The organism is Pseudoalteromonas sp. T1lg65, assembly GCF_051930985.1.
Taxonomy (GTDB): Bacteria; Pseudomonadota; Gammaproteobacteria; order Enterobacterales; family Alteromonadaceae; genus Pseudoalteromonas.
Window position 1 is genome coordinate 876,418 of the sequence record NZ_CP196837.1, and the last position, 24,877, is coordinate 901,294.

Genomic DNA, 24,877 nt, shown 5'->3' on the forward strand with positions numbered 1-24,877 from the left:
TAAGGAAACTCTAATGAAAACAATTAATATAACCAAACCGCTCTTATTAATTAGCTCGCTTTGTGTGGTAAATCAGGTTACTGCAAGTGGTCCGCCGCCTAAGCTAGAAAGCGCTCAAGCCAAAAATGGCAAGGCAGAATCTAAGTGGGTTTACTCAACTAACGGGGTCCATAGTGATCATGGTTGTAATGCGAAGAACAATCATTGTATCGCGCCGCGAACTGCAGCTGATCCACAAGACCCCCAATTTCCAGATTATTGGATAAGCGATTGGACAATGTTCACGGTGCTGAATGAAGCTGCCTCAGAAGCAAACCCTCCGCCTTATGCTAATCCACCTACGACACTGAAACAAAGTGATTATAAAGTGTCTTTCGGCACGAGCTACTACGACAGTACTTACAACAAAGCCGCAGCGGAAAAATCTGCCGATAAAGAAAACTACGGTGCGATGATGGAGTACTACAACGACTTTTGTTTACCCATTTTTGGCAAGACCATCAAGGAAAGCGAAACCGATTGTGCGTTCGTGTCATTGGGCAAAAAAGCCTACTACATAACATTCGATAAAAGCAATAATAACTCAGAGCAAGCATTTCCTGAGCCTACAAGCTGTTGCCAGTTTTCACCCAATAATCACCCACCTAGAACTGATTTTCTTAAACATCTCGATTACTGGCCCGAAGCGAGCAAAAACCTGAATAACTCGGTTCAAGCTTATTATTGGAAAGCATTATGGTCTCCTGGTGCGGAGCAACAGATTTTGTTTGCTTATGCGTTTAATAATTACAAATCACCAGAAGGGAATATGCCGAGGGCTAGCGAGTGGTATCAACATCCACAGTCGTTCTTTTTCTCCGGAATGATCAATCAAGGCACTGCTGCAGAGCCTGATTTTATCGCGCCGATCATCAGTCAAAACTATACCAGTTTCAGAAAACAACAGCCTAACCCTGAACTTTGGCAAAACGTAGTGCAGTGGTGCCCTGCAAAGAAAATACAAAAATGTCGATTATTTCCAGATCAATTAAAAGGTAGAAGAAAATGAAAACGCAAGTAAAAACACTGGTTGCGCTGTCGCTAGCCGCATTGTTTACGTCTGCCCAAGGCATGGCTAAATCGAATCAAACGGCGGTCACCTGTACTTTTCCAACACCGCCTTCAGTAACGGCTAGCCAGGGTGCATTTGACGAGTACAGCTGGCAAGCTTTTATATCGGTGAACTGGCCGGCGAGCACAAGCTACCGAGGTAAGGCGGATTGCACCAAGGCTTTGGGTGAGTCAGGTACACCTGTTTGGCAGACCTATAAAACGTCAAACCAAGTATTCTTACCAGATGCACAAAACCCGGGTAAGTGGAATGCGGGCTATGGCGCTGGCGAAGTAGCCCACCCGCTTACTCAGCTGAACAAAGTCAGTAACGATGATGCACTACAAAGCCACCAAGAAGCAGTGGGGGGATGGTTAATTGATCAGAATAAAAACCCAACTTACTTTCAAATGTGGGTAAACGAAGATTGGTACGATTATGTGCTGAATAATGAGTACTACAACAAAGATAATTTCAGTAACAGTACTCGTATTTCACTCCCTAACAATGCGACAGAAATAAAATCGGCTTGGCGCATCTTAACTGCTAACGATGACCCGTCTCGTTACATCACCCAGCAATCGACGGTTGCAGAGTTCAATGATAAAGGAGAGGTGACTGGGACGTTTAAAAATGTGACCTTGGGTTTGGTGGGGATGCATTTGATTGTCAAAGCGAAAGGTTACCCACAATGGATTTGGGCCACGTTTGAGCATGTTGATAACGTGCCGCCCAGTCAGTATGACGCGAGCAGTGGCAAAGTGGTATCAAAACCTGCGAAAGAGGTAAACTATAGCTACTTCAATGCGGCTGCCACCAATCCAAACCAGTCACCGTGCAAACAGTCAAACCCTGATGATTGTATAAGCTTCACCACTCCAAATCCGCTGACTCGGGTTACACCAATTCGCGATGAGGCCCAAGCTGCGAACACTAAGTATCAGCAAAATAGTTCAGTTAAAAGTACAGCGTTGGCAAATTACCAGCTGATCACAACGCAATGGCCAACCATGCCGGACAACCCTGGAGCGACCAATGGTAATCCAACGCCAACGGTTTCGGCGAATACTACGATGGAAAGTTATATCCAATCCAGCAGTAACTGTATGAATTGTCACGGCATGGCGACATTGCCAGGCACTGCCGCCAAGTCAGATTACTCGTTTTTATTTAGTGGTGCTCAAAGCGCATCAACCAATAATAAGTAAGGAAAACGACCAATGAGTATTTTAAATAGTCAAAGAATTAACTTTTTTGGTGGTATCGAAGTTGATGTGAGTGTGCCGAATAATATTGGTGCCTATCCCATTGGTACCGACGGTGAGCCATTAACGGGTGATGATCCAAAAACGAATGAGGTATTTGACCCTGCAACGTCTCAGCTCACTGACTTTGTTTATGATAACAATATTACCGACGAGCAATTGATTTCCATGCTTAGAGCGCCAAGTGGAGATTACTTTACAAATGGCGGGTGGAATATCTATGGACAACACTCAGTGGTCACCAATCAAGCTAAAGTCACTTCGTCAGGTATGCCGGGTCAAGTCAGTACAAGCTCTGATTTGCAAGGTTATCCGGTTTATTTATTAGGCTCGGTTAATCCTGAAACAGGGCAAGCTGGTGTGTCTAGTCCGGTTATGGTGGACTTAAACCCATTAGGCTCGCTTTACTCACAGATTGTGTTTGGTGGTTTATTGATTGGTAGCCAAGATAAGCCTTTATTGCATCTACAAGGCAATAAAATCCCCGGTAATATGGGGTTATTTCGCAAGATTATTAACGGTGCACCTGATGCACCTGGATCTTCGATGTTCGCGGGAACTTGGCAGGCGACTTTCTCTATGGATGAGGTGGTGGCATTCGGTAAGACTGACAATGCCAATGCCAATACTGCGATAGAACAAATGCTACAAACGGATGGCGCAACGGGTGTGGTTCTTCAGTTTAGCTTCTTTGAAATGTGCCCTAAGTTTGGCACGGACAATGTGCGTCAATCTTACAACACCAATCAAGATGAACGTAACCCGAGCGTCGGGCGCATTATTGGCACCATTGGGTTAGCGTTTGCAGGTGAAGCCGCGCAATATCCTGAAGGTCGTTTGCTTGTGGATAATGGCTCAGGTGCTCCTGCTTATGCGGCATTAAATTCTAAAACAGCGACCGGTAGTTTGCTATCTGTAGATATGAGCATTGCGTTGACACAAGCGAATTTTAGAACGCAGCGTGACGGCTACACATCGGACACATTAGATCCTGCTATTGATGCTGGGGTGCTTAGTGTCACAGCTGGTGAAAAACAAATCGCAACCATTACGCCCAATTATGTAGATTATTATCAATATGGAGGCATCATAGATGTTGTTTTAAGTTGCATGCAAACCGCAGCTGCTGCCGAAAACCAACTATCGATTATGAGTAGCGCAATGACACCAGCGATGGCAGGCATTTCGTTAGTTGAACAGCCTTATCGTATTTTCAGTAGTGACAAAGATGTGTACATGGGAGAGCGAGAAGAAGACGCTCAACAAATTGAAATTGAAGTCAGACACTTTGGTGAGACCATTACCCACGACATGAACCTGAGTGTATCTCGAGTGGATGTTGATGAGCTTAATCCCCAATCATATTTAGACTTGTCTGTAGACACCGTGACGTTGGAGGCGGGTCAACGTAAAGCAACCTACACCTTAAAAAATGGCATGGGTAGTGATAGTGATGCAGGTTGGCAACAAGTGCAATTTGCTTATGGTAATGAAGCTGCATTTGTTGTTAATACCAGAAAGTATCAATTCTCCGATTTTGGCATTGCTAAAGGTGCAACTGTGACATGGGATGAGTGTTACAAGTATGCGCTGCGTTATCATTATTTAAACTTCCTCGGTATGTCGACGGTGTTCCCTCTAAACTTAGCGCAGACGATTGAGCAGCACAAAGAAGGGATCAAAGCGCGTACTTCCAGTAAGTACTGGCCTACCAGCTTGTATATGCCCATTGTTCGCTCCATGTCACCAAGCCAAGTGCGTTTGATAAACGCATATGCGTTTGGCACACCTTGGGATCCAGAAGTAGAAATTTAAAGATGGATTGCCCCGATTACATGTCGGGGCATGGAGAGTTATATGTATCAAGCTGTCGACATATCTAGTGCACCAATTACAAAGCAGAATTGTCATTCGGAAGTAGTTAGCTCTGGTCTACTAAATCCCAGAGGGTTTATATTCAATGATGAAGGAGAGTTGTTGCTTGTTGAAGCTGGGGCGGGTGAAATGACACCGCCTTTTACAGGTCAGCTGACGAAAAGAAACCGTGAAGACGGTGTAGTTCTGGACACCTTACTCTGTGGTGTTCGCGCGTTAAACATGCAGCAACGGATGTTGCGCGATGAAATCATGGGGCTTGCCGATATTACGTTTAGTGATAAAGCCGGCAGTTATATGGTGTCTTTAACTGACTATATAAATGGTTCCAAGATTATTGAAGTATCTCAACAGGGAGCAACACCAGCATTTGAAACACAAGGCAATCTGAATAGCATCTGTTATCACCCAAAAAACCAAGCTTGGTATTGCATCAAGCCAGATACTAATGAGGTGATTGAATTTGTTCGAAATCAGCCTGAGCGAGTGGTATGCACTTTGCCAAGGCTGGCTTCAGGACAAGAAGCGGTTCCCGTCAACGTCATTTACCATGCCAAAACCGGCGAGCTATTGATTTCATTGTTTTCTGGTGAGCTCGGACGTGGTGAAGATTACAGAGGTATTGATTTTATGCCCTGTGAAGGTGCAATAGTTTCCGTTGCTGTGTCTTCAGGAAAAGTCTCGTTTGTGGTCACTGGGTTAACTTTGCCTACGGCCTTGGGAATAGATGGGGATAAAATTTTCGTGACTGAACTTTGTAGTGATTGTTTAGAGCCTTTGCCAGCTGATCATATTCCGAAACATCCACTACATGGCGGATTTAGACGATTTAGTGGTCGATTACTTAGTATTGACTTAACCACAAAAGTGGTGAGTGAATTAATCGTTGGGCTAGACACGCCATCAAATCTAGTTGTCCATCAAGATACTGTCTTTATTACGGAAGGAATGGGGGTCCCTGGACGACCAATCCAGACACCGATTGGAGAAAGTATGGTATCAGGCTTATTGCGAAAGGTGACGCTCTAGGACCTGTTGAACTTTCAAGTTAGTTTTTTGCAGCAGTTTGATTGGTATTGATATAGGGCAGGGCCTGCGTAGCATAGTGATTTTATGTGAGTCAGGCGATTACGTAGAAGAAATGCCAATCAAGCGCAGCCTTTCGGGTTGACCTTAGTGCGTTTTGTTACCCAACTTTTGCTTAGATTACTAGGCGGTAAGTCGAGCGCCGCGTTCAAAGCCCACTAAGGAGAACAAAAATCAAATTGCAAAGATCAACAGGCCCTAGATTTCGTTATTAGATATAACCAAAACTTGTATTTATCCGAAAACAGAGTCATAGCACTCAGTGCCTGTAAGCGTTACACTACTAAAAAGCCAGAAGTTAAGGTGAGTTAGAATGAGGCATGAAATTTGGAGTAAGCTTCGCGACGAAGCTAAAGAGCTGGTGGCAAGAGAGCCACTGTTAGCCAGCCACGTATATTCAAGTATTTTAAATCATGAATGCTTAGGTGCGGCGTTAAGCTTTATCGTGGCAAATAAGCTTGCCGATGCTGTGGTTTCTGCATTTACCATTCGAGAGTTGTTTGATCAGGCCTTTGTGCACTGTGATGCAATGTTGACCCATGTGGCACATGATATCAAAGCAGTAAAAGACCGAGATCCAGCAGCCGATAGCTACCTTAACGTGATCCTGAATTTAAAAGGGTTTCATGCGATTCAGGCACATCGATTGGCACATTGCTTGTGGCGTCAAAACCGCAAAGAACTAGCGCGCTTTATTCAAAGCCGTACTTCTGAGGTATTTGGAGTTGATATTCATCCCGCTTGCCAAGTTGGACACGGCATCATGTTCGACCATGCAACTGGTATCGTTATCGGTGAAACGGCGGTGATTGAAGATAACGTATCTATTTTGCAGTCGGTGACTCTCGGCGGTACCGGTAACGAACAAGGCGATCGACATCCGAAGATCCGCGCAGGTGTGTTAATTGGTGCAGGTGCAAAAGTATTAGGTAATATCGAAGTCGGAGAGGGCGCACGTATCGGTGCAGGCTCTGTGGTACTAAACGAAGTAAAACCACACACCACGGTGGTTGGCATTCCTGCTAAGCCGGTGGGCAAGCCTTGCAGTCCATGCCCAGCTGAAAGCATGAACCAGAATTTCTTAGAAGATGATGAAAGCAAACTAGAAAACCAATCGATCACTTCGGCAATGCTGTAACAATTTCTGTTTTTATAACCCAAAAGGCTCGATTTATTCGAGCCTTTTTTATAGTGATTTATTTATCTTTAACTATGTGGGCGGAGTTACTTTCGTTTTTGGTTAAAGCCGATAAAACTAGAATAAAAAAGTAACTTGGTAGAATGCTTAAGCAGAGGCTAAGTGTTAAATAAGCATTCTTTTCTTGAATTGGCAATAAAATTATAAACAGTATAATGCCAATGATTACTGGGGCTTGTGATGTTTTTTTAAAGTTATTTATAAGTGTTGAAAACTCGTCTCGGTGTTTTAAAAAAGTATAAGTGCAAAGCAATATAAAATAAATAAGTGTGTTGATTAACAGAGGCACATTTAGGTATGGGAAATCTGTTGATGGTCTACTCGCAAAAAATAAAATGATTACTGGTGATATTAAATAATAGCAAGTTTTAGAGTAGCTAATATTCCACAGCCATCGAGCCACTAGTGTAAATATAAATGTAACAAAAGAAAGTAAAAAAATCACTGTTTAATAGTCCTTTATCAATAGTTATTATTGTTTTATTAGGTGAGGAAATAGCACACCAGTTAGTAGTATTTTAAACTCTATCATAAATAACTACCGTACAAAAATAACTCTAGACTTTATCTCGCCATCAGCCAATTGTGTGACGAGCTCTTGCCGCTCATTAATATCAGCTACTGACTTAATCACCTTATCGCCTTGTTTGGCAATACTGTAACCGCGAGAAAGTACCGCAAGCGGACTGACGCCATCTAATCGAGCGCTTAATACCGCAAGTTGGTGGTGTTGCCTGTTTAGGTTTTCTTGATTTAAAGAAATTAATTTATCGCTGAGTTGCTCGAGCTTTTGCCTCTTTTGGGCAATTTGCTGTTCAGGATGAAGCCGAGCAAAGCGCTGCTCCAGTAATGCAAAACGCGAATGTCTTTGTTGTTGTGTGGCATTAAATGCTCGAGTTAATCGTTGTTGTAACTCGTCAATGCGCTGCTCTTGTTGCAGTAGTTGGTTTTTAGGATGTTGTAACTGCAACCGGGTTTCAAGATTTGCTAAGCGATTTGCAGAGTTAACCATTAATCTTGAGAATGTTTGTCGCAGCTGTTGTGTAAGTTGTTGACTTCGTTGTTTTAATACATTTGAATCTGGACTAACCAATTCGGCTGCTGCTGATGGTGTAGCCGCTCTGATATCCGCGACATAATCTGAAATAGTAGTATCGATTTCATGTCCAACTGCACTGATTATAGGAAGTTGGCTGGCAAAAATAGCACGAGCAACACTTTGCTCGTTAAAACACCATAAGTCTTCTAAAGAGCCGCCGCCCCGGCCAACAATTAGCACATCGACTTCGTTGCGTTGGTTAGCTAAGTTTATTTGCTTACAAATATGATGCTGTGCTTCGTCACCTTGAACTAGCGCAGGGTATAACACCACTTCAAGTTGTGGAGCTCGACGTTTTAATACGGTCAGAATATCTTTAATGGCTGCGCCAGTTGCTGAGGTGACCACACCGACTTTGGCGATATTGTTGGGAAGTGGTTTTTTATGTTGAGCTGAAAACAGTCCTTCCGCAGCGAGTTGCATCTTTAATGCCTCAAACTGTTGCTTGAGCAGCCCTTCACCTGCCGGCGCCATTTGCTCGACAATAATTTGATAATCGCCACGAGGTTCATAAACAGAGACTCTGGCTTGTACCACGACTTGGTCGCCATTTTTGGGTTGATACTGACAGTAGCGATTATTACCTCGCCACATTGCAGCTTTTACTTGGGCTTTGTCGTCTTTTAATGAAAAATACCAATGGCCAGACGCGGGAGCGACAAAGTTAGATATTTCCCCCGTTAATTGAATAGAGGCAAATCCTTTTTCCAATAAAGTCCGAATCTCTCTGTTAAGTCTTGATACTGAATAGACTTTTTCCTGACCTAAATACGACATTGCAAGCTCCATAAAAATTTCACAGTAACTTTATCACATTTTTTGCTAAATTTTATTTACTCACATAAGGAACGCTGATAAAATTCGCACGCAATTCCTTATACTCAGTTCACTTGAGAGATGCCGCTAACATGCTAAGAATTGCAAAAGAAGCTCTTACCTTTGACGACGTACTTTTAGTACCCGCTCATTCAACTGTTCTTCCACACACCGCGAACTTAAAAACGCGTTTGACCCGTGGGATTGAATTAAACTTACCGCTAGTTTCTGCTTCAATGGATACAGTTACCGAAGCTCGCCTTGCAATTGCGCTAGCGCAAGAAGGTGGCATTGGTTTTATCCATAAAAACATGACCATTGAAGAACAAGCTCGTAACGTTCGTAAAGTTAAAACATACGAAGCAGGGATTATTTCGTTCCCCGTTACGGTGACTTCAGACCTTACTATTGCTGAAGCAATGGAACTTGCTCAAGAGAAAGGCTTTTCTGGCTTTCCTGTCGTTGGTACAAATAATCAGCTTGAAGGTATCGTGACCAGTCGTGATATGCGTTTTGAGACCAAGCTTGAAAAACCTGTAGCGACTGTGATGACCAAAAAAGAAGACCTTGTAACGGTTAAAGAAGGGGCTTCTCGTGAAGAAATCCTAGGTCTGATGCACGAGCATCGTATCGAAAAAATACTTGTTGTTGATGATGCATTTGCACTTAAAGGCATGATCACCGTTAAGGATTATCAAAAAGCACAAGACAAACCGAATGCTTGTAAAGATGAGCAAGGCCGTCTGCGCGTTGGTGCTGCGGTTGGCGTTGGTGCAGGTACAGACGAGCGTATCGCTGCATTAGTAGAAGCCGGTGTTGATGTGCTGCTTATTGATACTTCACACGGCCATTCGCAAGGTGTTATTGACCGCGTTAAGGCAACCCGTGAAGTTTATCCAGATCTACAAATTGTTGCTGGTAACGTAGCAACTGCAGAAGGGGCTGTGGCACTTGCTGATGCGGGCGCTGACGCCGTTAAAGTTGGTATTGGCCCTGGTTCAATTTGTACGACGCGTATCGTGACGGGTTGTGGTGTACCTCAGATAACTGCGATTTCAGATGCAGTAGAAGGTCTAAAAGGCCGTGATATACCAGTTATCGCAGATGGCGGTATTCGTTTCTCCGGTGACATCGTAAAAGCGCTTGTTGCTGGTGCTTCATGTGTCATGGTGGGGTCAATGCTTGCTGGTACTGAAGAGTCACCGGGTGAAGTTGAACTGTATCAAGGTCGTTACTACAAATCATACCGTGGTATGGGGTCATTGGGTGCAATGAACCAAAAAGAAGGATCTTCAGACCGTTACTTCCAAAAGAGTGATGCTGCTGACAAATTGGTACCTGAAGGCATTGAAGGCCGCGTGGCTTATAAAGGACCAATTGCGACAATCATTCACCAGCAAATCGGTGGGATCCGCAGCGCTATGGGTCTAACTGGTTGTGCAACTATCGACGAATTAAATACTAAGCCTCAGTTTGTACGTGTTACATCTGCTGGTATGGGTGAGTCTCACGTCCACGACGTGCAAATCACCAAAGAGGCACCAAACTACCGTATGGGTTAAGCCTCAAGGCGTGTTTTTGGGCTGGCAATTGCTGGCCCTTATTACTTTTGATAAAGGCGCAGCGCGACTTTATCCCTGTTTAGTTCCTAACTAACGAGATTATCAATGAGCAAAGATATCCACGATTCCCGAATTTTGATCTTAGACTTTGGTTCGCAATACACTCAATTAATTGCACGTCGCATTCGTGAAATCGGTGTGTACTGTGAGCTTTGGGCTTGGGATGTAACTGAAGAGCAGATCCGTGAGTTCAATCCGCAAGGTATTATTCTTTCAGGTGGTCCAGAGTCGACAACGCTTGAAGGTAGTCCAAAAGCACCAGATTACGTATTTGAAGCGGGCGTGCCTGTGCTGGGTATCTGTTATGGTATGCAAACTATGGCTAAGCAGTTGGGCGGTCAAGTACATAGCTCGGACAAGAAAGAGTTTGGCTACGCGAAAGTACAAAAAGTCGGCGACTGTAAGCTATTCGAAGCCATTGAAGATCACATCGAAGATGGTGAAGGCTTCTTAGATGTCTGGATGAGTCACGGTGATAAAGTGATGAAGATCCCGGATACATTCAAAACATCTGCTAAAACAGACACATGCCCGCATGCAGCGATGTCTTGGGAAGAAAAGCGTTTTTATGGTGTTCAGTTCCACCCAGAAGTTACACATACTCAGCAGGGTTTGCGTTTACTTGAACGTTTTGCTGTTGATATCTGTAACTGTGAAAAGCTATGGACGCCAGAGCAAATCATCGAAGATGCTATCGAACGTATCAAAGAGAAAGTCGGTGATGACGAAGTCATTCTAGGATTATCTGGTGGTGTTGATTCATCAGTTGTCGCTATGCTTATCCACCGTGCGATTGGTGATAGATTGACGTGTGTGTTCGTTGATAACGGCTTACTTCGCTTAAACGAAGGCGAGCAGGTTATGGACATGTTCGGCGATAAGTTTGGTTTGAACATCATTAAAGTTGATGCTGAAGAGCGTTTCCTTAATGCGCTAAAAGGGTTAAACGACCCTGAAGACAAGCGTAAAGCAATTGGTCACACCTTCATTGAAGTATTTGACGAACAGGCAAGCCAGCGCGTTAACGCAAAATGGTTAGCACAAGGGACTATCTACCCTGATGTGATTGAATCAGCAGCTTCTAAAACAGGTAAAGCGCACGTTATCAAGTCTCACCACAATGTAGGTGGTTTACCAGAAGATATGGAGCTTGGCTTAGTTGAGCCATTGCGAGAGTTGTTTAAAGACGAAGTGCGTAAGATAGGTCTAGAGCTTGGTCTACCTTACGACATGCTTTATCGCCACCCGTTCCCAGGTCCAGGTCTAGGTGTTCGTGTACTTGGTGAAATCAAAAAAGAGTACTGTGATTTATTGCGCCGTGCTGACGCTATCTTTATTGAAGAGCTACATAAAGCTGACCTGTATCACAAAGTGTCTCAAGCGTTCGCGGTATTCTTACCTGTGCGTTCTGTTGGTGTAATGGGTGATGCGCGTAAATACGATTGGGTCGTATCACTACGTTGTGTTGAGACTATCGACTTTATGACTGCACGTTGGTCACACTTACCTTATGAGCTACTCGGTCACGTTTCTAACCGTATTATTAACGAGATTGACGGTATTTCTCGTGTGGTTTACGACGTATCAGGTAAGCCACCGGCAACGATTGAGTGGGAATAACTTCTCATTTAGCTAAACGCTAGAAGGCTAAAGAAGGGCGAATACATAGGTATTTGCCCTTTTTGTTTAATTTAGAAGCAGTTGAACGCAAAAATAACTTTTTTCGCTTTACCTTTAGCAAAACCTCATTATAATGCGTCGACATTGCAGGGGCGTAGTTCCAATTGGTAGAACAGCGGTCTCCAAAACCGATGGTTGCGGGTTCGAGTCCTGCCGCCCCTGCCACTTCTAAATCAAGTCAAATAAAATTCCAAAAGATAATACTCAAATAATGTTAACTTCGTTGTTATAATCACGAATGTTTTCGTTTTTTCAGTCAAATTTAAGTCATGCCACTATGAATGCATTGTATGCAGAAATACTAGATGTATTACCACTTCGGCTAAATAGTCATTTTTCGCATCTTGCGGCAGAGCCGGTTAACAAGAGCGAAGAAGCTGCAATTCTATTGACTCTGCCACAGGCTTTACAGCAGGACTTAGAACTTGCGTTAGGCCATCCTATCGAAGTACATCAGGCGGCTAATGTGATGCTAGAGGGCAATACGCTTTACTTGCCAACGTCATCACTTAGTACAGAGTTAAAAAGGGAGTTATGGGCATTGATTTGGAGCCACCATCATGACTGAATTAAAGGCCAATGCGCTTAATGAGTTCACCGTTGAACAGATAATGGCGATTGAAACTGCCTGCCACGCGTTTCCTTGGACTGAAAATACGATGCGCTCGTGTTTGCATGGCCGTTACTTTAATTGCGCTGCTACTGTAGAAAATGAGCTGGTTGGATTTTACATTGCTGAAGTTGCAGGACCAGACCACACATTGATGGATATTTGCGTGCATCCTCAATGGCAAGGTAAAGGCATCGCAAAGCAATTACTAAATGAACTCATTGCAAGAAGTGAAGAAATGCAGGCCGAAAATATTTTTTTGGAAGTAAGAGCTTCGAATCGGGTTGCGATAGCGTTGTACGAAGCCGCCGGATTTGTTGAGATGGGTATTCGTAAAAATTACTATCCAACAGCTCAAGGTAACGAAGATGCTATTCTCATGGCTTTACCGCTGCTTATGATGAGTTAACCTCATCAGTTTATTTACACAACCATTTCTTTTGATAGGGTATAGCGAATGGCTTCGCTGAGCTTCAATACGTGGTAATGTAGATTATTCTGGTTATTTCCTAATAAGCTTGCTTCTAGTTCAGCTGCGGCGTCATGGATATTCATAAAGCCAAAACAGCCAGCACTGCCTTTGACACTGTGTGCAAGTGCTCTAAGTTGTTCCCACTCTTGAGCTTCATGTAAAGTATTTAACTCATCAAGCTGTGCAGGTAACTTGGTTAAGTAGTTATTGCTTATCTGTTGGAATTTTTCGCTCTGTAATAACGAGTCCCATGATGAAGCTTTATCAGCTTGAATATTGATGTATTTTAAAATCACTTCCGCAAGTTTATTTTTATCTATCGGCTTACCTAGGGTTGCATCGCAACCTGACGCTAAGTAGCTGTCGATGTCATGCTTCATCACATTCGCCGTGAGGGCAATGATTGGGCCATCGTAAGCCGCATGACGCAACATTTGTGTTGCCTCAGCCCCGCCCATCACTGGCATTTGCATATCCATCAAGATCAGTTGATAGTCATTGACTAATGCCTTTTCAACCGCTTCGGCACCATTACATGCAATATCAGGTTTAATTCCCCAGTTAGATAAAATGAGTGTGATTAACTCTTGATTGTCTGGGTTATCCTCGGCGAGTAGTACGTTTGCATCAATTTGGGTTTCCGCTAAGGCTTCGTTGATATCTTGTATTGCAGGCTTTTCATCCAGTGAGTTTAGCCAGCCAAATGGCCGGTCTTGGTATTGAGCTGCGACATCAACCGTAAATAAGCTCCCTTCACCTTGCTTGCTTTGTACCGTGACATCACCACCTAATAATTGCGCCAAGTTTTTCGAAATACATAGTCCCAGCCCGGTGCCGCCAAAGCGTCTGGTTGTGGTGGTGTCTGCTTGCTCAAATGGCTTAAAAATCCGTCCCAGCTCTGCCTGAGAAATACCGATACCGGTATCTTTAATACTAAAAGTGAAATGCTCGTTTTCGCGGTGGTATTCGACGTGAAGATGAATGCTACCGTACTCGGTAAACTTCACAGCATTACTGGCAACGTTGAGCAGAATTTGTTTGAGTCGTGTCGCATCGCTATAGAGTCTGTCAGGGATCGGGAGACTGATTTCAGTAGAAAACGACAAGCACTTATCATTGGCCATTGGCACTATGATTGATTCAATATCTGAGACTAGCGGCAGTAACAAGATTTCACTAGATTCGACATCTAGTTTTTCAGCTTCAATTTTAGACAAATCGAGAATGTTATTAATGATTTCAATTAGGTGTTTAGAATTACGTAAAATGGTATTCAGGTAATGCGCAGAGCCAACAGCCTTGGGGTTGTTAATAAGCTGCTCGGTAAATCCCATAATAGCAGTAAGGGGAGTGCGTATTTCATGGCTCATATTAGCTAAAAAGCGGCTTTTTAGCTGGTTAGCCTGCTCAGCTTCGACAATGGCAAGTTCTAACTTGCGGTTCATTGCTTCTAGCGCTTGGGTTCTATTTTCGACCTTTTCTTCTAGGTGCTCTTTGTAGTCTTCCAACTCACCTTGGAAACTCCTTATCTGGTGAACCATATGATTGAAATCTTTGAATAAAACTCCTACTTCGTCAGTGTCGTGTTCGGGTAACGATACGGTTAAGTCGCCATCACCAACTCTGTGGCTCGCTTCACCAAGCAATTCGATAGGATTTAGAAGTAAGTTTCTAACCACCACGAAGATTAACACGGGTAGCATGATGACGGATAATATAACAATCAACGCAGTAATAAAGCTGATGGTTTTTCCTGACCGATACAGCAGCGCTTTTGGTATGGTCGCGATGTAATAATAACCACCAGTTAATTGGGCACTATAAGTCATTCTCTCGACGTTATCGATACTGGTTAGCATCAGTGCATCTAGCTGACCGTGCTCAGCAGACTCACTTACTTGCCGCATTTCAGCGAGCGACAGGTAATTACCGACCAACCCCACAGCAGAGCTAAACATTACTTTACCGTCATCACTGACGAGTAAATTTAGAGTATCATCGTAGGGCGATTCCATGATGCTGGTACTGAGCAAAGAGGGGGAAATTTGTACCACGATATATCCCAGCTTTTGAGAACGTTTTAATTGAAAATCAATATTAAATACTTGTTGTGCAAAATAGAGTTTGGTGCCAGCGTGTGATGCATCCATAAAATGCTGTTGCCGAAGGTTGCTATGGATCAGGCGATTTCTAAATAAGTAATTATCGGGAGCTTGTCCTAGATTGCTGGAATAAAAGGCAAGACTTTTGCCATTGATATCGAGTAGGTCAATGCTAAGGATGTCAGGGTAAGCTTCGCTGTAACTGGCAAAAACATCCATGAGTGCCCCAAGACGCCGTGTTTTTTCTAATGATTGCTGATTGACTTCTTCAAGGTAATCGCTAAGTACAGGCGAGGTGGCGAGTAATTTAGTGGTGGATTGGAATATTTCAATGTAGTTAGACATTTTTTGTTGTTGCTGTTCAACAAAACGTCCAACGATAAGCTTTGCTTGCTTTTGTGTTGAATTTGTCACATTGGTAAGAGTGAAGCCACCTAGAAACAGCAAGGGTAAAATCACCAAAGGGGTGATATACCAAAGAAGGCGAATACTGAGCTTGCTGGTGTTCATAAGGGGTTAGCTACCTTGCTACAAACGTTGAAGTTTAGGTTAAGTGTCTAATCATAAGAGCGCAGCTAAGAATACACAAGTTTGTTGCGTGTTTGCGCTATTTTATGTCTGGTTTTTGTGCATTATAGAAAATAAAAATGCCAACCAGAGGTTCTGATTGGCATTTGGGCAATGAAGCGCATTTAACAGCAACGCGCTTCTGTTATTTTAATTACTATCTAATGAATCGTAATTAGAAGGTGTATTTAGCACCTAGAGTTAGACGACGACCTTTAAGATCGAAGTACTCACCGTCGTCATATACAAACGGGTTACGTGGTGGTGCTTTGTCAAACACGTTATTAACACCAACGCGTAGTTGTAGGTCTTCAGTAATGAAAGACTTGTACATGAAATCAACTGTTGTGTATGACGAGATGTCATTGTAGTTGTTGTCTTCAGGCGTCCAGTCATTGTCATTCACTGTACCGTGGCGGTAGTTTAACGTCACGATGTAAGTGGTATCGTCGTTGGCATACATAGCACTTGTACGAGCTTTCCAACGTGGAGAATCTGTTTCACCTACATAGTTTCTGAAGTCTTCAGCTCTACCTGTTGAGTTTTGGTTGTCGTCAATTAGGTAAGTTGCTGTTAATTTAAGTGCAATTTCACCTTTTAGTGCATCAAAACGATAGGCTGACTCGATGTCCATACCTTTTTTCGTGATTTGTGCCGCATTAATAGGACGTGATAAGAAGTAATCAATATCACCACTCTCTTTACGTACTACGTTTGAGCAGAAAGGATTGTCAAGCGATGATGCTTCGTAACATAGGGCAACACTGTTGCGACCAAAGTACTCAATTGCGCCGTCAATTTCAAATGACCAGTAATCAACAGTGAAGTCTAAGTTTTCGATTGCTTCAGGTGTATAGATAACACCAATTGTGTAATCGTTAGATACTTCGTTGTTTAGATCTTGGTTACCTTGAATGTAACCAGGTAAGCTGCCGCCTGAAAGCCATTCGTCAGAAGGCATCCAACCGGCTGCAAGTCCTGCTGCTTGACAGTTTTTAATTACGTTAGCTTTGTACTTGCTGCCAGAAGCTTCAATCTCGTCTGCACGACAAACATCGGCACGACCAGAACTATACGTCTTTGAGTTAGGTGTAAATAAGTCACCTAAGTTTGGTGCACGTACTGACTTTGAACGGTTAATACGAACACGAAGATCATCTGTTACACCCCAGTTAAGCGCAATTTTCCACGCATCATCAGCACCCGTTACCGAGTAATCCATGTAACGGTAAGCACCTTCTAGGGTTAAATCTGTTGCTAGGAAATGATCCGCTAGCAATGGTACAGATACTTCAGCAGAATACTCGTCTACTTCAATTTGACCATCCATAGGTAAGCTTGAGTTACCGAAGATTAGGCCTTTAACCATATTTTCAGATGGACGGATTTTTGCCGTTTCTCTGCGGTGTTCTGCAGTAAATGCTGCGCTCACGTAGCCTGCGTCTAGTTCATACAACACACCATCTACGGTCGCTGAAAACACAACTTGGTCGTGCTGGGCAAAACGAGTTGCAGTGGTCGCAATGTAATCCATTTGTTCTTGAGTTGCGCTAGTGGCACCCATAGGATTAAAAGGTACACAGCCAGCTAGTGCGCCTACAACGTTACCTTCTGCATCACGATCTGCACAAACGATTTCGCCGTTAAACTCAACCGCGTCAATCGCGTTTGCAAGGTTGTCAGTTAACACTTCACCAGTCCAAAGCGTGTCTTGTTCAATACGGCCGAATTGGAAGTAGGCACTGTAACCCCAGTCGTCATTAATAACGCCTTCTGCACCGATTGATGAGCGGAATACTTCACGTTCCTGATTGTATTCACGATTTCCCCATAAATCAGCATTTGCTTGGCGAAGCGTCACTTCTTCTAGGCTATTTCCATCTTCATCCTTTGTTTCATCCATCAACTTAGCCATATCAGACTTAAGGAATGCATTGTCACGGCGGATGGTGTGTCTAAAGAAAGCAGGATCGCTTAAAGTCGATGATTCAGTTTTTGACCAAGTTGCATCGAAAGTTAGTGCGTGATCATCGGCAAAATCATAAGTACCGTATGCAGAAGCGATAATACGGTCTAGAGGCGTTTGGAAAAACTCTCTATAGCCGTGACTAAAAATACCGTCGCCAGGGTTTTCTTCACTGAAGTAGTAGCTACTTGCTTTTCTACCTACACCTGGGTTTGGAATACGACCGATACCGTAGTCAAACGGACGCACATTGCCATTATCATCAAACGTGAAGTGATGCTTGTTGTATGCGTCGTCACTAAAGCTATTATCAGTGAAGAAGTCACCACGTTCTGAGTAATATCCTAGTGCTGTTGGTCTACCCAAAATGATTCTGTCTGGTACATTATCTGTGCCCGATGCATTGTCTGGGTTACCGAAAGAGTTCACTGGATTTCTGTAAAAATCACGGCTTAGCTTGCTGTACGCTTTGCTTTCTGTGTAGTTTAGAGACGCAATAAATGAAAGTTTGTCAAGTTCTTGACCACCTGTGATTGAGAAGAAGTTCTCTTCACCACCGCTTTGTTGTGGTCTTGACGTTGATGCGTCAACTTCGATGCCATCAAAAGACTTCTTAGTGATGATGTTAACTACACCAGCTACAGCATCAGCACCGTATACTGCTGCCGCACCACCAGTAGCAATCTCAACACGCTCAATCATGCTAGTTGGAATGTTGTTTAAATCAACAGCCGTGTCACCTACAGTACCAGGTACAAAACGACGGCCATTTACAAGTACTAGCGTACGCTCTGAACCCAAACCACGTAGATCAGTGGTGTTAAGACCTGATGCATAAATGTAGTTAGTCGTGGTTTCTGGAGACAGGCCAACAGTCGCTTGTGGCATTTCCGCTAAAAGGTCATTGACGTTGGTAATACCCTGGTTTTCTAATTCTACGCCACCAATTACAGTGACTGGAGTTGGAGAGGTTAGGTTTACACGCTTAATACGTGAGCCGGTAACCTGGACTCTTTCTAATTTCTTGGCTTCAGCTTGCTCATTCGCTGAGGCAACAGAGCTACCTACAGCTCCTGCGATAATTGCAGCTTGGATGCTTGCACTTAATAGAGTTAACTTCTTCAACATGAAAATCCTTAATTATTTGACTGTGTCCTAATCCAGTTTTCAACTGTTTATAAGGACACACAGATTTTGGTGGCCCGTTTTTTATCATAAGTAAATGTTAAAAGCGGTAGTGTGGTGGTTGTGCGGCTTGTTTACGAAAAATGTATCTTGTAATGGGTGTGTTTATGGTGTGTTTTTTTGTTTTTTTTACAGCGTGTTAGCTCTGTTTTTTCGTACTGATTTATTTACGGGGGTGGCTTTTTTGTGGTTTATTATTTGTAAATGTTTTCTTTTTTTAAACAGTGGGTTTAAAAGAGATTATATAAGTTCATTGTTTAGGTGTGAATTTGACCGGTTATGTTGCTGATTTTGTTACTTAAAGGTTGGAGTTGGTGTTTGATTTTTGTTCGATTAGTTTTTTTTTATAAAAAACAACTGAACTTTATTAAAACGGTGATGTTATAGGCGCTAATTAGGTTAGTAATTGCACACCTCGTTTGGTTTTTCAGCTCTAGTCAGTTTGCACATACTGATCAGAAGCTGAATCCTACTGTGTGACGTTAAAGTACTGTCTCTAGAAACTCATAATGAACGATATTTATAACGACTTTGCGCAAAATATAACAAGTCGTATACGGAAGCGGTTACTGTACTTTTTAATTATGTCGAAACTTGACTACGGATAGCCGCTTTCTTGAGGGCAATACACTTGTTGGGTTTGGTCATTAATTTGATATTGTGAATGTTGCTATTTTTGGTACGCAATAATTCTGTTTAAGTGGGTTGCTGTGATTAACACAAAAGTAAGCTGTGAAGAAAGTTCTCAGCGGAATTTCTTCACACTATTTAAGCCGTTTTTTCTTTTACTCTATATGGATTAGCATGTAGATAAGGCTTCCGAGATACACGCTAATCGCAGCTTATCCAATTGAACTTTTATTTCTTTGCCTTGATAACCTTTGTCTATTAACTGCTTTACATTGAGCTGGGTTGTAGCCCAATAGCTGGTTTGTAATTGCTCGCATTGGTGAGCCGTCGTCGGATCTAAATTGCTAGCGATATAACAAAATAGTTCAAGTCTTGACGGACGTCGCCAAGCGTCAAGGTTTTGCATGAGCAACAACAGGGTTTTGCTTTCCAGCCGTTGTTTAAGTAACTGTAAGTTACTATCAAGATCATTTGCCGCATCTTGATAGGCATTAGGTACTTTAGCCTGTTTGGCGAGCGTGAGATCACCTTCACCGTTATTGGACAAATACCAAGCGAAGCAAAAAATAGCCTGTGGATTGTTATTATGTTGGGTTGTTAAGCGCTCGATACATTGCTGCATCTGATCGGTATAAGACGTTTGCCAATGAGAAAAAAATGGCAGTGCCGCTGAGAGTGCACCTAGCTCGTTCAGTATTTCTAAAAAGTGGTGTAGTGCCTGATCTTCGATGGTTTTTTCAACTTCCATCCAGACGCGTTCTTTAGTTAGTGTCGCAAGCTCTCCCTTTGCCACCATGTTTTTCATTAATTGCAGCGTTTCAGGTGCAATGGTAAAGCCATATTCATGGTATCGAGCTGCAAATCGGGCAACCCTAAGTACCTGTAGGGGATCTTCTTGAAAAGCTTCGCTAACATGCCTGAGTGTACGAGATTCGAGATCTTGTAGGCCGTGATAGGGATCGATAAGCGTTCCCTCAGGTCCTTTAGCAATGGCATTGATAGTCAAGTCGCGACGCATCAAGTCTTCTTCCAGTGTCACTTCTGGTCCAAAGTCACAAATAAATCCAGTGTAACCTTGACCACTTTTGCGCTCGGTACGCGCCAGAGCGTGTTCGTCTACTATTACACTTTCACTTATATGAATGTAATGAAAGGCATTATAGCGCTTGGTCTTTAAAGAAATTGATTGAGAATCATCATGTTAATGCTAAACTTGTGAAAAACTAAATAGTAAACACAATTTTTCACACCTTTCTCTATATATCATTTAATAACTCAGCTAGCGGTTTTAGAACATATATCGTTTAAATTTGATAGTGTTCCATTTTCTAAATGATAGACCTGTTCAGCCATATAAATCGTTTCTTGACGATGTGCGATCATAATTCGTGTCATCGGTAGATGCTGGATCTGCTCGCTGATCTTAGCTTCATTATCTTTATCTAAGTGGCTTGTAGCTTCATCCATGAAAAACACACAGGGTGATTGATATAAGGCATGAGCTAACAGTAACCGTTGTACTTGTCCACCTGATAAGTTTGATCCCATATCGCCAACGAGTGAGTTATAACCCATTGTCATCTTGGTGATGTCATCATGAATAGCCGCTAAATGGGCGCATTGCTCTATCTTTAAATAATTAAGTTGAGGATCAAAAAAGCTGATGTTATCTGCGATTGAACCTGCTAATAATGTATCATCCAGCATTAAGGCTGATATTTGTTTTCTATAGTTTTTTAAACCAAGTTGAGTAATGTCTTTACCATCAAGTAGGACTTTACCTGATGTGGGCTGTAATAACCCTAGCATGATTTTCATTAATGTAATTTTACTAGTGCCAGATGTACCTGTAATTATTGCAGACTCTCCAGCACTAAGCGTTATATTCACGTTCTTTAAGATAGGCGTTTGTTCTTCACTATAACTAAAGCTGATATTTTCTAATGTAAGCTGACCTTTAAATTGGTTTTCTTCAGACTGGTTATCATTTGCTAGATAAACGGCTTCACCTTCACGATTTGCTTCTTGCTCTGTTAGTGCAATATCTGAGATACGATCAAGATGCAGTCGCATCATTTTAAATTGGATAATGTGTTCAATTAAATTACCAAAGCGAGTGGTTAATTGGCTTTTATAGGCAATAAACGCCAGTACCATACCCACTGTTAAGCTATTTGCCATGACCATAAGCGCAGCAAGATAAATCACTAACACATTCTCTAAACCAAAGAGTAATTTATTAAACGAATCAAAACTGATATTTAATCGGCCTAAACGTATTTCGCTATTAATCACCTCGGTATAGTGGTTTTGCCAAATGCCTTGGCGTTGAGATTCATTACCAAACAGTTTAATAGTTTGAATACCGAGAATATTTTCTAAAAAATTTGATTGCTCTTTAGCTGATGCTTGGATCATTTCCTCGGTAGCTTGATGCAGCGGACGATATAAAGCTAATCGCACTAGGGTATAAAGCGCTATTGCAGCGAGCACCACTGCGGTAAGTTTTAATGAATAAAGTGCCATCATTACCAGCACCGTAATCGCCATTACACCATCAACCAGTGTTTCAACAAAACCTGTAGTAATACGCTCACGTATTTGGGCAAGAGAACCAAAACGGGAAACAATATCGCCCACATGACGCGATTCAAAATAATTCATTGGCAAGCGTAATAAATGCCGTAGCAAGTTTACGCCCATCTGCAGATTGAGTAAGCTTGAAAGGCGCAATATCAACCAACTTCGTACCGCATTAGTTACTACTGAAATCACCGCTATTAAGGCAAAACCAATCGCTAATACCGTAAGTAGTGGTTTATCAAAACTGATTAATACTTCATCCACTACCCATTGCATATAATAGGGAGTCATTCATGCAAACAGTTGAAGCACCAAAGACAAGCCAATGAGTTTTACCAGCCCTGATTTTAAGCCGGACATTGAAGACCACAACTGGGTGAACTTCATTTTGGATTTTTCTTCTTTTATCTCGAGTTTACTGGTAGGGGTAAGCTACAAACAAATGCCAGTAAAGTGTTTGCTATACTCATCTGTCGTTAAAGTCCGATTACCAATAGCAGGATCATTGATTGAAAATTTTGCACTGCTTCCTTTGTCTGAAACTTTGGTTAATACGACAAAATGATTCATATCCCAGTGCAAAATACAGGGAGTTTGTAGTTTATGGACTTCATCAATAGGACATTATAAGGCACGGCTGGCTAATCCCAGACTGTCGACCAACTCAATCAGTTGTTGAAGGTTCGTACCTTTCAAGTTGGCAGAAAATCGCTTTCGCATAGCTGGCATGTCTAGTTGGTGATCATAAAAACAGGAAATCATGGCTATAGAAGCTAGATCACACTCAGCTACTTCAGATTGCAATATTAAGGGGGTGTTCTATCGAGAGAAAAGTTTAGCCTATACATATTATAAGGTTCTAAGACTATTTATTATTAGTCTTTCTAACTATTTTACTACATATAAAGCCCACAAGTCCTCCTGACAAAATAGAAATCATAAAACTATATTCAGTAGATAAAATACCTTTCGATAACTTATAAACTATTCCTCCTGCTATTACAGCAACTAGAAATAAAAAGACATTAACCAAAAGCTTTAAGTTAGACATTTTTGTTTTCCATGTTTATATTCACATTAATTTTTTAATTATGTGTTTGTATTTCAACCACATAAATTTTGAAAACAAATTAGTTTTCGTTAAGATTACCGATTATGACAGCGACAGCACCACCTATAGCCCCAAGTATTGCACCGCCAAGCCCTCCTCTTGCGCCTGCAATAGCCCCACCAATAGCACCTCCAACTGTGTCTTCTAAGCTTTGATTACCCCAACAGTGTTCAGCACAGCCACCATTTACAGCTTCAATTTCATTTACGTTTATTTCACGCATTCTGTTATACTCCAATTATCCGACATTTTTATTAGATAAATTGCCGGGTTGTTAAATGCTAACTCAATCATTTGAGTTAGTGGTTAATAGGCTGCCTTTAGTTGTTCTCGCTAAAGTTGACTAAAGTCAGCTGCTCTTATTTTCTAACAAGGCTTTTAATTTTGCCGAGTTAAAAAATTCTTTTAGATTCTGAAGTAAATTCAAAATGACAATCATGTATCAGTTAACTCACTCGCCCCTTCAGGCTGTAGATTGGCTCTAGCAACCATTCAATCAAAGTTCGCTGTTCGAGCATGATATCTATCTCAAGTAACATGCCGCTTTTTAGTTCAAACACTTGACTATAAGCTTGCATTTGCTGTTTGGTTAACTCTGCTCGTCGACGGTAAACAGGCTCTTGTAATGCAATTGGCAGTTGCACTTCATTAGGGGCTGTTAGTGCGCGGTCTATTCGGGTGATCTCACTCTCAATAAAACCAAAACGTTGATAAGGAAAAGCGTCAAAATGTAGGCGTGATGTTTGGCCCTTGGCAATAAAACCAGCGCTTCGAATCGGCAATAGTAGCTCTGCGACTAACTCAGAACCTTCAGGTAAAATATGTAGAAGTGGTTTTGATTGCACTTTCGAAGGCGAAAGCGTTTCACCTTCAACAACTTGAATACCTGTAACTGCGTGACTAGCGGTTATTGTGTAGGTATGATTGTTTTGTACTTGTGCTAGTTTATTCTCAATATCCGCTTTTTCACGCAGCAAACTATTGATGCGCAGGGTATATTGCTGAGGTAAGTTCGCTTTATCAAAAGCGGTTTGGTTAATTTGGTTGTTTTGTTGAAGTAATAAGCGAGCAATATTTTGTTTTTCTTGCTTTACTTCTAACAGTGCTTGTTGCTGGTTTTCTTTTTCAAATTTAGAAATAAATCCGCTATTATTTAACTGCTCAATATCTTGTTGTTGACTCAACAGCAATTCAAGTTTTTCGTTGGCAAGTGTAAATTGATTTTCTAGTACTACTTTTTCACTCTTTAACGCTGATGCTTTGTTTTTTAAGTTCTGATTTTCTTTTATTTGAGTTGCTTGGTATTCGGTTGTTTCTTCATAAAGTAATGATAATTGTGACGTGAGTTGTTTTTGTAGTTTGCTACTTAAGCTCAAACCATCAGCACTGTTTTGATGGATGATCTTAGTCGCTAGGGCTTGGTCTTTTTCAACTATATCACCTTCTTTAACCAATAAACGCTCAATCTTGAGTGGCAAAGCTTTTAACCCCCCCTTTATTTGGCATTAAAAAGCCACGAACGGTTTCTTTACGAGAGTACTCGGCAGTAAATAAAAAAGTGACAATTGCGATAGCAACAGAAACTAATATTAAAACAGTTAGTTTTAAAGGTAATGGTTGAGCTAAGGTGATTGCACCTGATAAGCGCTCATGTTGATAAGATTTAGCTTCCTTTCTAAATAAGTACATACAGCAAATACCTAGATTTAATGATTTAAATAACGATGTATGATATTTATGATATTTAAATAAAATTTGGTGTCAACAAAATGTTGTGCAGGTTGTTTTTATTTACTTTGGTCCATTATAACTTTTAATTGTTTGTTGTTTAATTATATGCTGGGTTAAGCTTAATTTGGCAGGTTCTACAGTAAAAAAGACTAGCAACTTCAGCGTAACAAAAATGCCAAGTTCAAAGAC

General features: G+C 41.9%; 18 protein-coding genes, 1 tRNA gene and 1 pseudogene. 10 read left to right on the forward strand and 10 right to left on the reverse strand.

Translation table 11 applies throughout. The features are described from left to right. Positions 1-13: 13 nt before the first annotated feature. From ACSLBF_RS03755 to cysE, 5 genes are all read left to right on the forward strand, one after another. The gene (locus tag ACSLBF_RS03755) at positions 14-1,048 is read left to right on the forward strand and encodes a hypothetical protein (RefSeq protein WP_440055266.1); all 1,035 of its coding nucleotides are present in this window, start codon (positions 14-16) and stop codon (positions 1,046-1,048) included. Further along, entirely contained in the window at positions 1,045-2,298 is a 1,254-nt protein-coding gene (locus ACSLBF_RS03760; RefSeq protein WP_440055267.1) for a hypothetical protein, read from the forward strand. The genes ACSLBF_RS03755 and ACSLBF_RS03760 overlap by 4 nt, the downstream gene beginning before the upstream one ends. 12 nt (positions 2,299-2,310) lie before the next feature. Next, entirely contained in the window at positions 2,311-4,170 is a 1,860-nt protein-coding gene (locus ACSLBF_RS03765) for a hypothetical protein (RefSeq protein ID WP_440055268.1), read from the forward strand. A gap of 42 nt (positions 4,171-4,212) precedes the next feature. Next, positions 4,213-5,259 (forward strand): hypothetical protein, encoded by a 1,047-nt coding sequence (locus ACSLBF_RS03770; RefSeq protein WP_440055269.1) that lies wholly within the window; start codon positions 4,213-4,215, stop codon positions 5,257-5,259. 370 nt (positions 5,260-5,629) lie between these two features. Next, the gene (gene cysE / locus ACSLBF_RS03775) at positions 5,630-6,454 is read left to right on the forward strand and encodes a serine O-acetyltransferase (RefSeq protein WP_440055270.1); all 825 of its coding nucleotides are present in this window, start codon (positions 5,630-5,632) and stop codon (positions 6,452-6,454) included. Between the two features lie 598 nt (positions 6,455-7,052). On the opposite strand, the gene xseA is transcribed toward cysE, so the two are convergent. After that, entirely contained in the window at positions 7,053-8,390 is a 1,338-nt protein-coding gene (gene xseA, locus ACSLBF_RS03780) for an exodeoxyribonuclease VII large subunit (RefSeq protein ID WP_440055271.1), read from the reverse strand. 131 nt (positions 8,391-8,521) lie between these two features. Here xseA and guaB point away from each other — a divergent pair, with 131 nt between their 5' ends. The 5 genes from guaB to rimI all read left to right on the forward strand — a co-directional run bounded on the left by guaB (position 8,522) and on the right by rimI (position 12,750). Further along, positions 8,522-9,991 (forward strand): IMP dehydrogenase, encoded by a 1,470-nt coding sequence (gene guaB / locus ACSLBF_RS03785; RefSeq protein ID WP_440055272.1) that lies wholly within the window; start codon positions 8,522-8,524, stop codon positions 9,989-9,991. A 105-nt stretch (positions 9,992-10,096) separates the two neighbouring features. Then, positions 10,097-11,671, forward strand: a complete 1,575-nt coding sequence (guaA, locus tag ACSLBF_RS03790) for a glutamine-hydrolyzing GMP synthase (protein WP_440055273.1) — start codon at positions 10,097-10,099, stop codon at positions 11,669-11,671. A 148-nt stretch (positions 11,672-11,819) separates the two neighbouring features. Next, a tRNA-Trp gene (locus ACSLBF_RS03795) sits at positions 11,820-11,896 on the forward strand. Positions 11,897-12,008: 112 nt separating this feature from the next. Next, on the forward strand, positions 12,009-12,299 hold the full coding sequence (locus tag ACSLBF_RS03800) for a hypothetical protein (RefSeq protein WP_440055274.1): 291 nt from the start codon (positions 12,009-12,011) through the stop codon (positions 12,297-12,299). Next, entirely contained in the window at positions 12,292-12,750 is a 459-nt protein-coding gene (rimI, locus tag ACSLBF_RS03805; RefSeq protein WP_440055275.1) for a ribosomal protein S18-alanine N-acetyltransferase, read from the forward strand. Before ACSLBF_RS03800 ends, rimI begins: the two co-directional genes overlap by 8 nt. Before the next feature lie 14 nt (positions 12,751-12,764). Here rimI and ACSLBF_RS03810 read toward each other — a convergent pair whose 3' ends face one another. The 9 genes and pseudogenes from ACSLBF_RS03810 to ACSLBF_RS03850 form a co-directional block, all read right to left on the reverse strand. Beyond that, the gene (locus tag ACSLBF_RS03810; RefSeq protein ID WP_440055276.1) at positions 12,765-15,425 is read right to left on the reverse strand and encodes an ATP-binding protein; all 2,661 of its coding nucleotides are present in this window, start codon (positions 15,423-15,425) and stop codon (positions 12,765-12,767) included. Positions 15,426-15,657: 232 nt separating this feature from the next. Continuing rightward, the gene (locus tag ACSLBF_RS03815) at positions 15,658-18,576 is read right to left on the reverse strand and encodes a TonB-dependent receptor domain-containing protein (protein ID WP_440055277.1); all 2,919 of its coding nucleotides are present in this window, start codon (positions 18,574-18,576) and stop codon (positions 15,658-15,660) included. A gap of 856 nt (positions 18,577-19,432) precedes the next feature. Further along, positions 19,433-20,446, reverse strand: a complete 1,014-nt coding sequence (locus ACSLBF_RS03820) for a tRNA nucleotidyltransferase (RefSeq protein ID WP_440056191.1) — start codon at positions 20,444-20,446, stop codon at positions 19,433-19,435. A 92-nt stretch (positions 20,447-20,538) separates the two neighbouring features. Beyond that, the gene (locus ACSLBF_RS03825) at positions 20,539-22,110 is read right to left on the reverse strand and encodes a peptidase domain-containing ABC transporter (RefSeq protein WP_440055278.1); all 1,572 of its coding nucleotides are present in this window, start codon (positions 22,108-22,110) and stop codon (positions 20,539-20,541) included. Between the two features lie 168 nt (positions 22,111-22,278). After that, positions 22,279-22,608 (reverse strand): annotated as a pseudogene (locus ACSLBF_RS03830) (cysteine peptidase family C39 domain-containing protein). Between the two features lie 103 nt (positions 22,609-22,711). Then, a complete protein-coding gene (locus ACSLBF_RS03835; protein WP_440055279.1) occupies positions 22,712-22,897 on the reverse strand; it encodes a hypothetical protein in 186 nt (61 codons plus the stop codon). Between the two features lie 79 nt (positions 22,898-22,976). Continuing rightward, complete coding sequence (locus ACSLBF_RS03840) at positions 22,977-23,180, reverse strand: Blp family class II bacteriocin (protein ID WP_440055280.1); 204 nt, start codon at positions 23,178-23,180, stop codon at positions 22,977-22,979. Positions 23,181-23,403: 223 nt separating this feature from the next. Beyond that, complete coding sequence (locus ACSLBF_RS03845) at positions 23,404-24,435, reverse strand: HlyD family efflux transporter periplasmic adaptor subunit (protein ID WP_440055281.1); 1,032 nt, start codon at positions 24,433-24,435, stop codon at positions 23,404-23,406. Continuing rightward, positions 24,419-24,646, reverse strand: coding sequence for a hypothetical protein (locus ACSLBF_RS03850; protein WP_440055282.1), 228 nt, complete (start codon positions 24,644-24,646; stop codon positions 24,419-24,421). Before ACSLBF_RS03850 ends, ACSLBF_RS03845 begins: the two co-directional genes overlap by 17 nt. Positions 24,647-24,877: the final 231 nt, after the last annotated feature.

Excerpts from the sequence above, each read along its gene's own strand:
- guaB (WP_440055272.1), top strand. The coding sequence starts at position 8,522 with ATGCTAAGAATTGCAAAAGAAGCTCTTACCTTTGACGACGTACTTTTA.
- ACSLBF_RS03770 (WP_440055269.1), top strand. The coding sequence starts at position 4,213 with ATGTATCAAGCTGTCGACATATCTAGTGCACCAATTACAAAGCAGAAT.
- ACSLBF_RS03850 (WP_440055282.1), bottom strand. The coding sequence starts at position 24,646 with ATGTACTTATTTAGAAAGGAAGCTAAATCTTATCAACATGAGCGCTTA.
- rimI (WP_440055275.1), top strand. The coding sequence starts at position 12,292 with ATGACTGAATTAAAGGCCAATGCGCTTAATGAGTTCACCGTTGAACAG.
- ACSLBF_RS03755 (WP_440055266.1), top strand. The coding sequence starts at position 14 with ATGAAAACAATTAATATAACCAAACCGCTCTTATTAATTAGCTCGCTT.
- xseA (WP_440055271.1), bottom strand. The coding sequence starts at position 8,390 with ATGTCGTATTTAGGTCAGGAAAAAGTCTATTCAGTATCAAGACTTAAC.
- ACSLBF_RS03810 (WP_440055276.1), bottom strand. The coding sequence starts at position 15,425 with ATGAACACCAGCAAGCTCAGTATTCGCCTTCTTTGGTATATCACCCCT.
- ACSLBF_RS03815 (WP_440055277.1), bottom strand. The coding sequence starts at position 18,576 with ATGTTGAAGAAGTTAACTCTATTAAGTGCAAGCATCCAAGCTGCAATT.
- guaA (WP_440055273.1), top strand. The coding sequence starts at position 10,097 with ATGAGCAAAGATATCCACGATTCCCGAATTTTGATCTTAGACTTTGGT.
- cysE (WP_440055270.1), top strand. The coding sequence starts at position 5,630 with ATGAGGCATGAAATTTGGAGTAAGCTTCGCGACGAAGCTAAAGAGCTG.
- ACSLBF_RS03835 (WP_440055279.1), bottom strand. The coding sequence starts at position 22,897 with ATGTCTAACTTAAAGCTTTTGGTTAATGTCTTTTTATTTCTAGTTGCT.
- ACSLBF_RS03840 (WP_440055280.1), bottom strand. The coding sequence starts at position 23,180 with ATGCGTGAAATAAACGTAAATGAAATTGAAGCTGTAAATGGTGGCTGT.
- ACSLBF_RS03800 (WP_440055274.1), top strand. The coding sequence starts at position 12,009 with ATGAATGCATTGTATGCAGAAATACTAGATGTATTACCACTTCGGCTA.
- ACSLBF_RS03760 (WP_440055267.1), top strand. The coding sequence starts at position 1,045 with ATGAAAACGCAAGTAAAAACACTGGTTGCGCTGTCGCTAGCCGCATTG.
- ACSLBF_RS03765 (WP_440055268.1), top strand. The coding sequence starts at position 2,311 with ATGAGTATTTTAAATAGTCAAAGAATTAACTTTTTTGGTGGTATCGAA.